This is a genomic window from Dyadobacter linearis (assembly GCF_907165045.1).
Classification (GTDB): Bacteria; Bacteroidota; Bacteroidia; order Cytophagales; family Spirosomataceae; genus Dyadobacter; species Dyadobacter linearis.
Genome location: NZ_CAJRAU010000002.1, coordinates 234,764 through 250,155, shown reverse-complemented (window position 1 = coordinate 250,155; position 15,392 = coordinate 234,764). Strand labels below are relative to the sequence as shown.

Annotated in this window: 13 protein-coding genes; 3 read left to right on the top strand and 10 right to left on the bottom strand. The window is 46.3% G+C overall.

Annotated elements, in window-relative coordinates; genetic code table 11:
* Positions 1–52 precede the first annotated feature (52 nt).
* Both KOD92_RS07175 and KOD92_RS07170 read right to left on the bottom strand, forming a co-directional pair.
* Positions 53–313, bottom strand: a complete 261-nt coding sequence (locus KOD92_RS07175; protein WP_215232876.1) for a hypothetical protein — start codon at positions 311–313, stop codon at positions 53–55.
* Positions 314–808: 495 nt separating this feature from the next.
* The gene (locus tag KOD92_RS07170; protein ID WP_215232875.1) at positions 809–1,051 is read right to left on the bottom strand and encodes a helix-turn-helix domain-containing protein; all 243 of its coding nucleotides are present in this window, start codon (positions 1,049–1,051) and stop codon (positions 809–811) included.
* A 154-nt stretch (positions 1,052–1,205) separates the two neighbouring features.
* On the opposite strand from KOD92_RS07170, the gene KOD92_RS07165 reads away from it, so the two are divergent.
* Positions 1,206–2,051: an aldo/keto reductase gene (locus tag KOD92_RS07165; RefSeq protein WP_215232874.1), complete on the top strand. Its 846-nt coding sequence runs from the start codon at positions 1,206–1,208 to the stop codon at positions 2,049–2,051.
* 69 nt (positions 2,052–2,120) lie between these two features.
* Here the strand turns inward: KOD92_RS07165 and KOD92_RS07160 are convergent, their stop codons facing one another.
* The 3 genes from KOD92_RS07160 to KOD92_RS07150 form a co-directional block, all read right to left on the bottom strand.
* Positions 2,121–3,284, bottom strand: a complete 1,164-nt coding sequence (locus KOD92_RS07160; RefSeq protein WP_215232873.1) for a Gfo/Idh/MocA family protein — start codon at positions 3,282–3,284, stop codon at positions 2,121–2,123.
* Positions 3,285–3,401: 117 nt separating this feature from the next.
* On the bottom strand, positions 3,402–4,226 hold the full coding sequence (locus tag KOD92_RS07155) for a DUF481 domain-containing protein (RefSeq protein WP_215232872.1): 825 nt from the start codon (positions 4,224–4,226) through the stop codon (positions 3,402–3,404).
* A 50-nt stretch (positions 4,227–4,276) separates the two neighbouring features.
* Entirely contained in the window at positions 4,277–4,726 is a 450-nt protein-coding gene (locus KOD92_RS07150) for an RpiB/LacA/LacB family sugar-phosphate isomerase (protein WP_215232871.1), read from the bottom strand.
* Positions 4,727–4,855: 129 nt separating this feature from the next.
* Between KOD92_RS07150 and KOD92_RS07145 the strand changes: the two genes are divergently transcribed.
* Positions 4,856–8,248, top strand: a complete 3,393-nt coding sequence (locus tag KOD92_RS07145) for a DEAD/DEAH box helicase (RefSeq protein ID WP_215232870.1) — start codon at positions 4,856–4,858, stop codon at positions 8,246–8,248.
* 138 nt (positions 8,249–8,386) lie between these two features.
* On the opposite strand, the gene KOD92_RS07140 is transcribed toward KOD92_RS07145, so the two are convergent.
* The 3 genes from KOD92_RS07140 to KOD92_RS07130 are packed head-to-tail and all read right to left on the bottom strand — an operon-like array spanning position 8,387 to position 12,101.
* Positions 8,387–9,853: a fibronectin type III domain-containing protein gene (locus tag KOD92_RS07140; RefSeq protein ID WP_215232869.1), complete on the bottom strand. Its 1,467-nt coding sequence runs from the start codon at positions 9,851–9,853 to the stop codon at positions 8,387–8,389.
* A gap of 25 nt (positions 9,854–9,878) precedes the next feature.
* Complete coding sequence (locus KOD92_RS07135) at positions 9,879–10,781, bottom strand: magnesium transporter CorA family protein (RefSeq protein WP_215232868.1); 903 nt, start codon at positions 10,779–10,781, stop codon at positions 9,879–9,881.
* A gap of 54 nt (positions 10,782–10,835) precedes the next feature.
* Entirely contained in the window at positions 10,836–12,101 is a 1,266-nt protein-coding gene (locus tag KOD92_RS07130; RefSeq protein WP_215232867.1) for an NAD(P)/FAD-dependent oxidoreductase, read from the bottom strand.
* Between the two features lie 159 nt (positions 12,102–12,260).
* Here KOD92_RS07130 and KOD92_RS07125 point away from each other — a divergent pair, with 159 nt between their 5' ends.
* Positions 12,261–13,118, top strand: a complete 858-nt coding sequence (locus KOD92_RS07125; RefSeq protein WP_215232866.1) for an SDR family oxidoreductase — start codon at positions 12,261–12,263, stop codon at positions 13,116–13,118.
* 50 nt (positions 13,119–13,168) lie between these two features.
* Here KOD92_RS07125 and KOD92_RS07120 read toward each other — a convergent pair whose 3' ends face one another.
* Together KOD92_RS07120 and KOD92_RS07115 are read right to left on the bottom strand one after the other, a co-directional pair.
* On the bottom strand, positions 13,169–13,552 hold the full coding sequence (locus tag KOD92_RS07120; protein WP_215232865.1) for a response regulator: 384 nt from the start codon (positions 13,550–13,552) through the stop codon (positions 13,169–13,171).
* Positions 13,553–13,566: 14 nt separating this feature from the next.
* The gene (locus KOD92_RS07115; RefSeq protein ID WP_215232864.1) at positions 13,567–15,390 is read right to left on the bottom strand and encodes a tetratricopeptide repeat-containing sensor histidine kinase; all 1,824 of its coding nucleotides are present in this window, start codon (positions 15,388–15,390) and stop codon (positions 13,567–13,569) included.
* Between the last annotated feature and the right edge of the window lie 2 nt (positions 15,391–15,392).

Sequence of the window (15,392 nt, the reverse complement as noted above, 5' to 3'; positions counted from 1 at the left end):
TCCCCTTTTTTAAATCAAACTCAACGGATCCTGTTTCCAGGATCAATTCAATTTACTTAGCAGAACTGCCTTTTAATTGAAGCCCTACGATTGCTGCTTTTTGGTCAGCATTGTGTTTATTGGTGTCAACTGTCAATTTATCTTTCTGTGGAGCAGGGCTGTCCAGAACAGGAAGTGAAGCTGGTAACGCTTTGTCCAATACTGCAACTCTTGTTTTCTCTTCGAAAGTATATGTCGTATTGTTTGCGTTGGCATAAGTTGCGATAGACATGACCATCATGGCAGTAGCTATCATTGTTTTTGCATTTTTCATTGGTAATAGTGGTTTACTTGTTCTTGTGTTTTTGTGTATCATTTACAGGTACAAATATACCACAATATTCCGAATGCAAGTAATGCGCAACACTCTCGACAAAATAATCTTCGGTTGAAATACCAATAATGACTGCGGAAAATAGCTATATTCGATTCGTAAAAATGGTACTATTCAAAGACTCCTCTCTTGAAATTTCTCATTATCCTCGATTTTCTGCCAAGGAACATTTGGCTGGAATGTAAGAGTCACTAATGCAATATTACCGCAACGTTAACACAGGTAGAAACTTCTGCATTATGCTGAAAAATCAAAATAATCTTCCGAGTGGATTTTACCACTAGCCTTTTTTGCCAAAAAATCTCCGTTAACTCGGTCCTCACCCGAAAAAAAATTTGAAAATAATTTAAAATATTTTTCGTGAATTGATTATTCGGTCAGTTTTTAAGCAAAAATGCGCTGGAACTGAGCCAGGTACCTAAGGATAGCGACCACTTACATAGGTGTATTTGGCGTTTCGATAGAGGGTAAATGAATGGTAATGCCGGAAATTTCACAAAGTGCCAGAAATTCAGAAAGAGAAGGGATAGTGTTCTGGTTGAGTATATTGTCCGCATTATCCGGAGATATGCCGGCGTCTTCCAATGCGGTATCCAGGTTCAAGCCTTTTACTTCAATAATCTTTTTAATCTCGCTGATCAGTTCTCTTGCGCGGGATTCATACACGGTGGTTTCCATATTATATAGGTTTTGATTCAATTCGGAGGGACTAAAATTATGCCAATTGGCCCTCCTAGGTCACTGGCGCGCAATTTGCCTGATCATATTACTATCGGCGTAACCAATGTCAGTAAAACATTGTTATGCCCAACAAACTTTAACATCAACAAAAATGAGCACAACCGAAAGCCTCCGCACATTTAAGATTGGCGGGGAAATTGAGATCAACAGGCTGGGTTACGGAGGAATGCAGCTGACAGGAAAAGGTGTCTGGGGCGACGCGCCGGACCGGGAGAATGCAAAGAAAGTACTACAGGCAGCAGTCGAGGCCGGCGTCAATTTCATCGATACTGCCGACTCTTACGGCCCGCACACGAATGAGGTGCTGATCGCCGACGCACTTCACCCCTATCCGAAAAACCTGCTGATCGCAACCAAAGGCGGTCTCGACCGGACGGGCCCGAATCAATGGCCGGTAAATGGCGACCCGAAACATATTAGGGAAACGATCGACGGAAGTTTACAGCGACTGAAACTGGACGTAATTGATCTTTGGCAGCTGCACCGTTTTGACTCCCGCTTCCCGATTGAAGAAACACTCGGGCCGGTAGCCGATGCTGTTGCCGCAGGTAAGATCCGGCATGTGGGCCTTTCGGAGGTAGATATCGAGCAGATTGAGCGTGCAAGCAAAATGCTCCCTATTGTTTCGGTTCAAAATCTGTACAACCTGGGAGACAGAAAGTGGGAATACGTGCTTGACTATACCATTGAGCAGGGAATGGCATTTATCCCGTGGTACCCGCTCGCTTCGGGGCCGGATAAATTAAAGTCGAAGATTGAGAAAATAGCCGCTGGGCACAATGCAACTACTGCGCAGATCGCGCTGGCCTGGCTGCTGAAACGTGCGCCGAATATCCTCCTGATACCGGGTACCAGCTCTATCGAACATTTACACGAAAACCTGAAAGCAGGAGATATTGAGCTTTCAGATGACGAATTCAAAGCACTTTCAGAATAAACTAAATCTTATCCATAAAAAAACCGATGCGCTTGCACCGGTTTTTTTATGGGGTTTGAAAATCTGCTCCTAGCTTAATGCAGGAACATTCTGCGCCATCTTTTGCGCTTTTAATGCCAGTTCGGTTGCAAGAAAGCAATGTTCCTGCGACATCGCCGTTTCTGTGCGGTTCAAAACATCATCCACCAGCTGGCGACCGTAAGGCAGCTCCGTTTTGCTGGAATCTATATATTGTGTTTCTTTATTATTGACCAAAAAAAGGTGATTTCCACCATCGCGACCGCCTATATCTACATTTTTACGGATCTCGATAAAACCTTCCGTACCTAAAACCGTAAGTCTACCGTCGCCCCAGGATTTCAATCCGTCGGGAGTAAACCAATCGACGCGGATATAGCCGGCACCACCATTTCCTCTCAACATCGCGTCACCGAAATCTTCAAACTTCGGATATTGCGGGTGGCCAACATTCCCAACCTGAGAGGCTACAATTTCTGCTTTGGTAGAGCCTGTAAAGAACAGAAATTGGTCAAACTGGTGCGAAGCAATATCGCAGATAATCCCGCCAAACCTCTTTTTATCGAAAAACCATTCCGGGCGCGTATTAGCATTCATCCGGTGCGGCCCAAGCCCGATCGTCTGGATGACCTTTCCGATCGCACCTTCCTTGATCAGTTCGCCAGCTTTGATCGTCGCCCGGTTTTCCAGGCGCTCGCTATACATAATCGAATAGATCCGCTTCGTATCCTTCTGCACTTTCCGGACCTGCGCCAGTTGTTCCAGCGAAGTAATACCCGGTTTGTCAACCATATAATCCTTTCCGCTTTTCATCACGCGGATACCCAGCGGTGCGCGCTCGTCGGGAATAGCCGCGCTCAGGATCAGCTGAATGCTTTTATCTTCCAAAATTTCCGCTTCACTGGCGGCCTGTTTTGCATTCGGGTATTTTTTCGCAAATGCAGCGGCAAGATCTGCTTCTTTCGCATAAAAAGATACCAGTTCGCCCCCGCCGCGGATCACCGCTTCTGCCTGGCCGTAAATGTGGCCGTGGTTCATTCCGATCACTGAAAACTTGATCCTGGACGCCATATAAGTAGGTTTTACTTCTTCCGCGACTGTTGTTGCTGGCTTGGCGATCAGGTTTTCCGACAAGGTCGGCAGCATGATCATACCTGCGGCGGTATTGACAGAATTTTTGAGAAACTGGCGACGGTTATCCTGTGTATCTTTCATTACTTGGATTGGGTGATGTGACTAACCTGTAAAGGCACATTTTCCACGGATATAATGTGCCCGTAACAAAGACAGCTTTTCTCACCCTTTCCCCTTACTTATTATAATAACCCGGCATTATTTATTCCCCACAGAAACACCGAAGGTAATGCGGGAATCATTGCGCTTGCGGCTGGCCTCCACCACACTTTCAAATGAGTTTTCAAAGCTTGTCCGCAGGGTAACCCATTTGTTCAGCGGCAGCTCTACCGACATAATGGTATTCCACCGCAGATTGGAAATATCGTTCAGCGCAGGCTGTATGAATGTGATGTGGTTAAATCGGATCTTGTCCTGGATCAGCGAATGTTTTCCTTTCACCCTGAAAGAGTTACGGATTGTAGTTACTGTATTGCGCTCGATAAAATTGGTCGATTCATATAGAATGGCATTAGTCAGGCTCAGGTCGTTGGTTTTGGTTTTCAACAGTCGGTACCCAACCCCGGCACCCGCCATTTCCCGCAAATCAATGCGGCGCAAATTGCTGTTTTCCAAAACCCCCAGACCAAAAACGTAAGTCCGGCTTTTCTTGAAAATATCTACAAAGAGATCGACGTAACTGTCGCGCTCGGCGAGGATCCCACTTTGTTTACCATAAGTAAATCTCGGATTCGAGGCGATATTGATCAGCGGGCCGCTGAAAATGAGTTCCGCGCGCAGCACCATTAAACTCCGGTTGACATTCCCGCGCGTAAAATTACCATCGCCGATAAAACGGTACCGGACTGTGTCGATCAATGCCTTTCGCGGCCGGATCATAGTGTCCGGCCAGGTAGTCGCTACCGAATCAGCGGGCAGGATTTTGATTGAATCGGCTGTTTGCTGAGCAAATGCAGCACTCGAAAAAAGAACTAAAAAGAAAGCGGCAAGCTTTACAAAACGGGGGCGTGTCGGTTTTTTCATTACGCGATTTTGCAAAATAATAATGCCAAATCCGCGTCCTGAACACATTTTTAACCGTTTTTTTCCAGTGCCTTCACCTTATCCAGCCGCCGCATGTGACGCTCTGCACCGGTGAATTCTGCATTCAGAAAAGCTTCAACCAGCTCTTGCGCAGCCATATTACCCGTCACCCTGCCGCCCAGACAAAGCAAATTCAAATCATCGTCTTCCACGCCCTGGTGTGCCGAAAAGTGATCGTTGATCAGCGCCGCGCGAACGCCTGAAACCTTATTGGCAACCACGGAAGCGCCTACCCCACTGCCACATACGGCGATGCCTCTTTCCACATTTTGCGAGACAATTGCCTCCGCCAGCGGAATCACATAGTCCGGATAATCGTCCTGGCTATCCAATGCAAATGCACCGAAGTCTTTGATCGTATGTCCCTTTTCTTCCAGATACTTTTTCAAAAATTCTTTCAGCTCGTACCCGCCGTGATCGGCTGCTATTCCTATTTCCATTTCCTTATAGTTTTGTTTTAAACCAAAAACCAACACTCCTATTCAATTCTCAATTTCGATAATTTCGCCTTAATATCCGTACCAATGCATTTGTTTTCGGCATTTGACATTAGTTGTTTATTTTGCCTTATGAGAAAGATTGAGCCGAACGATACTGCCACTCCCAGCCTGCATAATTTCATTTTCCCCGATTTTAATATAGCCGATCTCACCGCTACGCACATCCTGCAAAACAGTGTTACCATGCCGGAAACGGAGAAACGCGGCTACTTTGATATTCAGCCGCATGAAATCGACCTGCAATATGGTGCGTTCCGGATTTCCGGCATTACGGGTGATGTGCTTAAAATAGTAATCAGGCAAAATCAGAACTCGGTCCAGATCTATTGCGAATGCAGCCAGCCAAAACGAAAATTATGTGAGCACCAGGCACAGGTTCTTTATAATCTGCTTAAACACAAACAACTACGCGCATTTTTCGACCACCGGCTCAGATATGAGCAGATCAGGACTGTTGCTGCTGACTATGGTTTGCAAAATGAGATTTACCTCGACGATTTCTTCGAACTGAGCTACGCGAACCGTGAGCTGCACATCAAGCCGCGACTGAAAGAATTGCTTCCGATCGACGACAAATCAGTTACGCTGCTGCAAGAAAGCCTGGTACCGGCGCGGAGTAAAGGTTTGCCTGCGGACACAGATGCTTCAACCCAAACAAAAAAGCTCGTCGTAATCGGCCTGAACAAGTACTACGAGCACTTTTTTACCGAACTATACGAAGCAGCCACGACCCGCGACGGTAAGATCAAAAATCCGGTCACTGCGCTGAACCCGATGGAACAGGTATGGAAAACGGAAGATCCGGACTCCGTGAAGTTTTTCACAGCTATCGCCGGTTTTCAAAACAATTTCAGAAAAAAACATCGAGATAATGATATTGGCGGCTTCAAGGCAATCCTCAAAAATCCTCTGAAAGTTGACTTCTTTTACCACGACCCGGAAGTTTCCGAGAATGTGAATGCAGCCTCGCTGGTTCCCGTAAAAATGCAGCAAACACCGGTCGACCTTCAACTGAATATTGATCATAAACCGCCTTTCTATCATATTTCAGGGGAATTGATCCTCGACGGCATTTACCTCGATCTGGAAAAAGTACAGCAGCGATTCGATTATTTCGTCCTCTACCTCAACTCTCTTTACCTGATCGACCGGGAGGATATTCTGAATACGATCCAGTTTTTCCGGCAGCATAACCAAAAGATTTTCATCCACGAATCCAAATTCGAATCGTTTCGACAAAACCTGCTCTCGAAGCTCGAAAACCGCATTAGAATCACTTATTCATTTCTCAAACCTGCCACGGAAAATCAGAAGGAAGAAGCAGGATTCAATACTGAGCCGAAGAAGCTGGTGTACCTGGAAGATTTTGGTAACTACGTGCTGATCACGCCGGTTATGCAATATGGAAAGGTGGAAGTACCGCTGTTTTCTAGAAAGGAAATCTATTCGGTCGATAACCACGGGCATCCTTTTACGGTTTTACGCAACACCAGCGAGGAGCTCCGTTTCAGCGCCGCATTGATCCGCCAACATCCAGATTTTGAAGATCAGCTGGGCAAAGATTTTGTCTATTTACACAAAGGTCAGTTTTTGGATGAAAACTGGTTTTTGAATGCATTTGAAGAATGGCAGCACCAGGGAATCAGCATCTTAGGTTTTAATACTTTGACAAAAAATAAACTGAACCTGAACAAAGCTTCGATATCTGTGAGTGTCGAAAGTGGGATTAATTGGTTCAATACCGTCGCTCAGGTCAAGTTTGGAAAACAGCAGGTTACGTTGAAACATTTACATAAAGCTGTCAAAAACCGGACGAAATATGTGGAGCTTGGCGATGGCACGATGGGGATATTGCCCGTAGAATGGATTGATAAATTTGCCAAATTCTTTGAGGCCGGCGAACTCAGCGGCGAGCTGATCAGAATGCCGAAAAGCAGCTTTGTGGCGATCAGCGAGTTATACGAGGCAGAAGTTTTAAGCAAAGAAGTGCAGGCGCAGATCACCTTTTTTAAATCAAATCTGGCCAATTTCGAAACGATACAGCCGGTTGCAGTACCCGCCAGCCTGCGCGCGTCCCTCCGTGATTACCAGAAAGAAGGTTTAAACTGGCTCAACTTTCTGGACGAATTCGACTTCGGGGGCTGTCTGGCCGACGATATGGGTTTGGGAAAAACGGTTCAGGTGATTGCATTTCTGCTTTCACAAAAGGAGAAGCGCGGGAAAAGCACCAGCCTGATCATTATGCCTACTTCGCTGATATTCAACTGGCAGGCCGAGATTGAAAAATTTGCGCCCGAGCTGAAAGTGCTCACTATTTACGGCGCCGAGCGGCAGCGGGAAATTACCGATTTCGACTATTTTGATATCGTGCTTACTTCGTATGGTACACTGCTTTCCGACGTGAATTTTCTAAAAAAATACGTATTCAACTATATTATACTTGACGAATCGCAGGCTATTAAAAATCCTGAATCGCAACGTTATAAAGCGGCGCGGCTGCTGCAATCGCGCAATAAGCTGGTGCTTACGGGTACTCCGGTGGAAAACAATACTTTCGATCTGTACGGACAATTATCCTTCGCCTGCCCGGGCTTGCTGGGTAACAAAACGCAGTTCAAAAACCACTTTTCCATACCGATAGACCGGTTTAAGGACAATGATCGTGCGCGCGAATTGCAGCGACGCATCAATCCTTTTGTACTCCGGCGGACTAAAAAACAGGTTGCTACCGAGCTTCCTGACAAAACCGAAATGATCCTGTATTGCGAAATGGGTGACGACCAGCGGAAGATATACAATGCGTATGAACTTGAATTTTACACATTCCTGAACACAAAAAATGAAGTGGATATCCCGCGCGAATCACTGCATATTCTGCAAGGGTTGACGAAACTACGGCAGATCTGCAATTCACCCGCGCTGCTCAATGACGACGCCTATTATGGAAACTCGTCGGCCAAGATCGACGCTTTAATGGAGCAGATCGAAAGCAAATCGCCGCAGCATAAGATATTGGTATTCTCCCAGTTCGTGACCATGCTCGACCTGATCAAAGCTGAACTGACCGAACGAAATATTTCATTTGAATACCTTACCGGACAGACCAGAGACCGGGAAGCGAGGGTTAATAATTTTCAAAACAATCCTGATGTGCGCGTATTCCTGATCAGTCTCAAAGCAGGCGGAACCGGATTGAATCTGACCGAAGCAGATTATGTATTCCTGATCGACCCGTGGTGGAATCCGGCAGTGGAGAATCAGGCAATTGACAGAAGCTACCGGATCGGGCAGAAAAAAAATGTGATCGCAGTGCGGCTGATTTGTCCAGGTACGATTGAAGAGAAGATCCTGGAATTGCAATCGACTAAAAAGGATCTGGCGAATGACCTGGTAAAGACGGACAATTCGGTATTGAAAACATTGTCAAAATCTGATCTGCTCGGACTGGTTTCGCAACGGTAATCAGCCTAGCTTTTTATTATTTCACCGAGCAGGTATCCTTTTTTCTTTTGTCCGAAAACCTTTGCCGGAGCGGCGAAACATGCGAGCTAAATTGCTAGCGCGAGGTAGGATAATAGTCTCATAGTAAGTAGTCTTTTCTCAATAAAGGGCGATTTTGCGTGATATTATTTCCCGTTCTGTTCGGATTACTGCAATGTAAATGCCCGCCTGCCAGCCACTCAGATCCAGCCGCAATGCTTTCAGGATTATGACTGCCTTAATTTTTTTTCCATTCATATTATAGATCAGCAATTCGCCCGCGCCTGCGGGTGGAGTGTTTGCGATCAATGTTTTCCCGGCGAGGTACAATTCGTATCCATTCCCCGGATCCTCAACTGATGTGATAATCGAAGCCGCGCGCACAAGTGAGAGCAGGCTGTATGGAGAACTACCACCCGCATTGACAGCCTTGATCCTGTAAAAATAGTCTACAGTTTCCAGCTCCTCCCGATCCTCGAATTGCAATGTAGCAGCCGGTACGCGGCCAATTTCGACGAAATTATCATCGCTGGCTTTCGTCCTTTCTATAATCGTTTCTGTCGCATTGCCTGTCACAGCGGCCCATCGAAGCTGGATGAGGCCGGGTGAAGTTGGCACAGCCGTAAAATTCACCGGCTGATTTGGCGCAGGAATATTCTGCGTCCGGAATGAACCCACATTACTATATGCCGACGCGCCAGCCGCATTCACAGCCCGCACGCGATAATAGTACAATGTATTCGTTACAAGCCCTGTATTCTGAAAAGTAGTCACATTCGTGCTCACGGCCGCTATTTTGAGGTAGGTAATACCGTTCAGCGAGCGTTCCACCTCAAAACCTGTTTCGTTGTCCGATGCATCAGTCCAGGAAAGATTAATCTGCGTTTGCGACACCGAAACGCCCGAAAGCGCAGTTGGAGCCGCCGGGGGAACCTGTAAGGTAGTCGCCGCAGCTATATTGGAGTATGCCGATTTCCCCGCGCTATTCTTCGCCGCGACCCGGTACCAGTACTTTGTAGCCGGTTCCAGTCCCACATTTTGATAAATTTCAATATCCTTTAAAACTTCGGCAATCGTTGCAAAAGTAACTCCGTCGGTAGATTGCTCGATTTCAAATGCGGTTTCGTCAGTTGCATTGTCTACCCAAGTCAGCGCAATCTGAGATGCCGAGATAGCGGTTGCTACCAGCGTAGTCGGCGGTTTCGGAATCGTGATTGGAGTTAACGAAGTAGCAGTAACAATATTAGAATACGCAGAAAAACCAGAAGCGTTTTTGGAGCGAATCCGGTACCAAAATTTCTTCCCGGCTGCTAAACTATCATGTACATAACTAACGGTGTTCAATTTTAAATCAGCGATTTTAGCATATTTAAGCCCATCTGTTGAGGTTTCCAATTCAAAACCCGTTTCATCCAACGCATTATCAGTCCAAGAAAGTGAAATTGAACTGGTAGTTACAGAAACAATGTTAAGGTTGGATGGAGCCTTCGGGATCAGGAATGCATTCGCCTTTTGATGGCTAAACAAACTGAGAAAACAAGCAAGAAGTGGGAATAAGAGGTATTGGTTTAGGTAGCCTTTTTTCATAAAGTTTTAGGGGAGGTGGACGCGATTACAACCAGCCGCGCCTTTTGAACCAGATATAAATACCTACGGTAATTGCGCCCATTAATATCATTACCCCGGGATAGCCAAGTCGCCATTTTAATTCCGGCATGTGCTCAAAATTCATCCCATATATCCCCACAATGAATGTAAGTGGCATAAAGAATACTGAAAACACCGTTAATACCCGCACAATGTCATTAGTGCGCTGGGAGGATATTGAAAAATAGATCATTACCAGCTGGTTCATGTTCTCAAACAGCGTATCGTAAATGTTGTGAAGCTTTACGTACAAGTCGCGTGTGTCGCGCGTGTAGGTATTTGATAGTTCGCTACTATCGATTTTATCAACAATATCGTGGGACAGCATGAGCACGCGGCGGGTCACCTCCACCTGCCGGCGCAGGTAGTAAAGTCCTTTAAGTAAAGAGGGTTTTCTGTTTTTGAGAAACATATTCTCTTCATAGAACTCAATATCCGAAGTGAGCTTCGAAGAAGGCGCTTCGTAAGTCGCTATGCAGCTTTTAATGATCTCATTTACAAGCTGATGCGTATTTTCACAGGTATGTTCCTTAATCTGGTTTTCCTTGATATGCTGAGGAGCCAGCCACTCTTTTTTGTGCAAAGTGATCACAAGTTCGTCAAACATGAATATTGCCACTTTGTCAGTCAGTTCTGTTACCGTATCTGCTTCATCGGACACGTTATCAGCGTGCAACCTGAAAATAATGAAGATGTAATTATGTACATTTTCATACTTCGGAAGATGGTCAACTTGAAGCCAGTCATTGATAGACGAGCTGTGCAAATTATATTTCCTGGTAAGTTCATCAAGCTCTTGCTGATCGGGGTCAACGATATCGATCCATTCGAACGGATGCTCGCTGCGATCAGTAATACTCTGAATCATAATAGATTAAATGAATACTAACAGTGTAAGGTTTTAATATGGCGGCAGCTTCTTTCATTTATCCGGTTTGGAATCAAGGATGAAACGCAGCGACTGGTCCCGGGTAACGAAAGCGACCATCCAGTTGTAAAACGTTTTAACCTGATTACGGTAACGGATCAATGAGAACAAGTGTACGACCATCCACAGAAAGTACGCGATAAAACCCTTGAAATGCAAACCGCGAGGCAGGTCGGCCACCGCCTTGTTTACACCGATGATCGCCATTGTCCCCTTATCAATATAACTGAATTTTGTGAGCGGTTTACCAGACAACATCAGACTCAAATTTTTAGCCAGATTCTTACCCTGCTGAATAGCGACCTGCGCCAACTGCGGGTGACCGTTTGGAAAGTCATCGTCGCCTTCCATCATGCAAATGTCGCCGAGCGCAAAAACGTTCTCGAATCCCTTTACCCTATTGTAGCGATCCACCAGCACGCGCTTTCCTCGGCCAAGAACTTCTTTTGGGAGGCCGGGCAACTCTACCGCGGTAACGCCGGAAGTCCAGATCAGCGTTTTAGTCTCAATGGTTTTTCCATTCGCAAAAGTCACCACATCATTTTCATAATCCTTTACCGCGTGATCCAGCAGTACTTTAATACCCAGACCTTTCAGTTCAGCCAGCGTTTCTTCCTGTGATTTTTTGCTCATCGGGTTCAAAACAACCGGCAGTGCGTCGACCAGATAGATTTCAACCTCGTCGCTTCCGAGCTCTGGATAATCCTTTTTAAAAATTCCCTTGTGCATTTCTGCCAACATCCCCGATACTTCCACGCCAGTAGGGCCAGCGCCGGCGACTACGATCGATAAGAGTTTTCTCCGCTCTGCCAGGTCGTTAATTCGGGCCGCCTTTTCTTTGTTTGCCAGGATCGTATTGCGCAGGGCCAGCGCATCCTTTACCGTTTTCATCGGTACCGCATTCTTTTTAACATTTTCCATCCCGAAATAATTGGTTTCGGTACCGGTGGCAAATACGAGGTAATCATAATCAATCTCGCCGGCGTCGGTCAGCACCTTATTCTGTGCGAGAAATACCTGACGAAATTCTCCCAGACTAAACCTGAGATTCTCTTTTCCCTGAAAAAATTTCCGGAAGGGGTAACTGATATTAGAAGCTTCCAGAAAACCCGTCGCCACCTGGTACAGCAGTGGCGGGAAAAAATTATAGTTGTTCTTATCAACCAGGGTAATATGAAAATTTTTGTCCTTAGAGAGTTTCTGCGCCAGGTTAATACCGGCAAAGCCTCCGCCGATTATCACTACTTTCTTCGTAGCCATATTCTTATATTTTTAGTGCTATATCCTGCGGAATGCGGTTATTATAATTATGCCGGTTCCAGCTTTTCACCCTATTTTTTGGTGAGAAAATATTTGCTCACTACGCGCTGGCACATGGTTTTTGACCCAGGCGGTCAACTTCACCAAACAAATTATAACATGGATTACGACATTGATACCAAAGGTCAGACGCAGAACGTACGGCCTGGAATAGAAGAATTGATGGATCCGGCTCCGGTTATTATCCGCGAAAACTACCGGGGAAGCGGCAAGTTGCAGGGTAAAACCGCGCTGATCACAGGAGGTGATAGTGGAATCGGCCGCGCGGTAGCTGTTCATTTCGCCCGCGAAGGTGCCGATGTGGCTATCGTATATCTGGAAGAAAGCCAGGATGCTTCGGAAACCAAAGCTATGGTAGAAGCCGAAGGAAAAGGTTGTCTGTTGATCCAGGGCGATATTCGCGACGAACAGTTTTGCAAAGACGCTGTGAGCAGGACGGTAAGTGAATTTGGCAAGCTGAATATTCTGGTAAACAATGCCGCCGAGCAGCACCCCAAAGAGGATATCAGGGAGATTTCTGCCGAGCAGCTCGCCACTACTTTTGAGACAAATATTTTCTCATTCTTCTACTTTACCCAGGCGGCCCTTCCACATCTTTCGGAACGGGATTCGATCATAAATACCACTTCCATTACCGCCTATCACGGCAGCCCGTCGCTATTGGATTACTCGTCCACCAAAGGAGCGATCGTGGCGTATACCAGGTCGCTGGCGATGAATCTGGCGGAACAGGGAATACGGGTCAATGCAGTTGCACCTGGACCAATATGGACTCCGTTAATTCCGTCAACATTTGATTCTGAGAAGGTTAAGGAGTTTGGGAAGGATACCCCGTTCAAACGCCCGGGCCAGCCTAGTGAGGTAGCTACCTGCTTTGTATTTCTGGCAAGTGAGGATGCTTCCTACATGAGCGGACAGGTATTGCACCCTAACGGCGGACAGGTTGTCAATGGATAACAAATTGATTAACAGGAAGGTAAAAGCATTTATCGCTTAGCTTTCCTGTTTTATTTTTTATTTTCTGCAAGAGCCTGCTCAATATTGCTAAGCAGCTGCAATTGCCTGTAAGGTTTTGTAATGTAGCCAGCCGGTGAGGTTTCCGCTGCACGGCGAATGGTTTCCTGGTCCATATAAGCAGTCAAATAGATAATAGGCATTTCCGGCCGCTCCTCCCGTACGAGCTTGGCTGTATCTATCCCATCCATTTCTCCTTTAATATGAATGTCCATCACAATCAGGTCGATTGGGCTTGCTGCTACGAATTGAAGCACTTCTTCGCTGCTATCTGCGATTCCAACCACCTGATAACCCGCCTGCTCCAACGTTTCTTCCAGGCCCATAGCCTGAATACCTTCATCTTCTACAATTAAAATTTTGATCTCCTTTTCCATAAATAATGTGCTTTCTAGCCGTCAGTACTTCTCTGCCGCAGCGGAGCTTCCATAATAAACTTCGTACCACCGGCGATTTGTACCTTGCATTTACCATCCAGTTGCCTGGAAAGCACTTTTACCACTTTTACTCCAAACGAACCCGCGGGAGATTCCCACTTTTTAAGATCCATTCCCACACCATTGTCGGAAATTTCAAGGTAAAGGTTTCCCCGGTTTTCCAAGATAACTGATATTTCCGGATCGGAGGTATGTTTGAATGCGTGTTTAAATGAATTCGTGATCCACTCATTGACGATCAACCCGATCGGCATTGCGGTATCAATATCCATTTCCCTGACAGAAACTGAAATGCTCAGCTTCAACTGCTCGTGACTGATCCCGAAACTTTGCATTACACTTTCGATCAGGTTACACATATACTCGCGCATATTCACCAGATTAACCGTATCATCATTATACAAGCTCTTGTGGATCAGCGACATTGCTTCAATACGCTGTTGTCCGGCGCGGATACTTTGCCTGGCATCCTCGTCGGTTATCCGGCTGGATTGCAGGCTGAGTAAACTTGAAACCGTCTGCAAATTATTCTTCACCCGATGATGCAGTTCTTTCATCAGCACCGTCAGCTTTTCAGCCTGATCATTGATCTTCTGGTTGTTTTTGGCCAGCACCTTGTTAGTTCTGGAAATGGTCCGGTATTGGAAAAACATAAAGACCGAGAGAAGCAGAAATGCAAGAAGCCCGCCTAGTGCCCAGACAATTTCCCGCGTTTTACTCCTGTTAGCTGCGCCCAATGCACCAATCTGCTGGTCCTTCTTATCTGCCTCATATTTCATCTGCACCTCCCCGATCTGTCTCACATTTTCGAGCACCCGCAACGAATCCCGGATCTCACTATATCGCGTGTAGGCGGCCAGCGCCTCTTTGTAGTTACTGGTCTGACTAAGTGCGCGGTACAGGTACCGGTTCACCTCCATTTCGCGAAACGGATTATGCAGTTCCTGGGTGATTTTTAATGCAGATTCAAGGTAACCAATAGCCTTTTTCTTGTCCTCCCGCATTAGCCATATCTGCGAAAGCCAGGTGTAGCTGTAAGTGAGCGAAAGCAGCTGGTTGTGTTTTTTTGCCAGATTCATCCCTTTGGTTACGTAAAAAAGCGCCTTTTCGGGATCTTTCTTTTTCACATAAACCTGGGCTAGGTTGTTGTAATATCCGATAGTGTGTTTTTCAAAACGCGGCGACGATTCTGCCAGCTTTAAGCCTTCCAGGTGCATATCCAGCGATTTATCGATCAGGATACTGTCCCTTCTGTCGGCTCCGAGCCCCTGGGTGAACATCGCTTGCAGGCGCGCCATGTAGATAATTCCGACCGTGTCCCGCCTGCTTCTGGCAATTCCCATCCCTTTTGCAACGGCCGCCAGTGCCATACTATAATTCGCTTTCTCTTTGTGCAGGTTGCCGATCACGCCGTAAATGTCTGGCAGCTCGGAGGTGGTTTTCCATTTTTCGGCATCACTTAATGCCTTGATTGCCATTTGCATAGCCTTATCGTGGCTACCCAACCGCCACAGCGCTTGTGCCTCGTAACGCTGCCCGCGCACGAGCGCATTTTTATCATTGAGCCTTTTTCCCTCTTGCATTACCAGACCTGCTATTTTCCGGAGCGAGTCGGGCCAGGCCGTGGCATAATCATCTGCTTTTGCATAAAGTTCAGTGAGCGTCGATTGCGGCGGCACTGTTTTGGGCGTTGCATTTGCTGTTTGGAAAGAATGTATGAGCAGATTTTCGAGTAGCAGCAAACCCAGAAGAAAAGTGGTAGTATAGATTTTCCGCATCC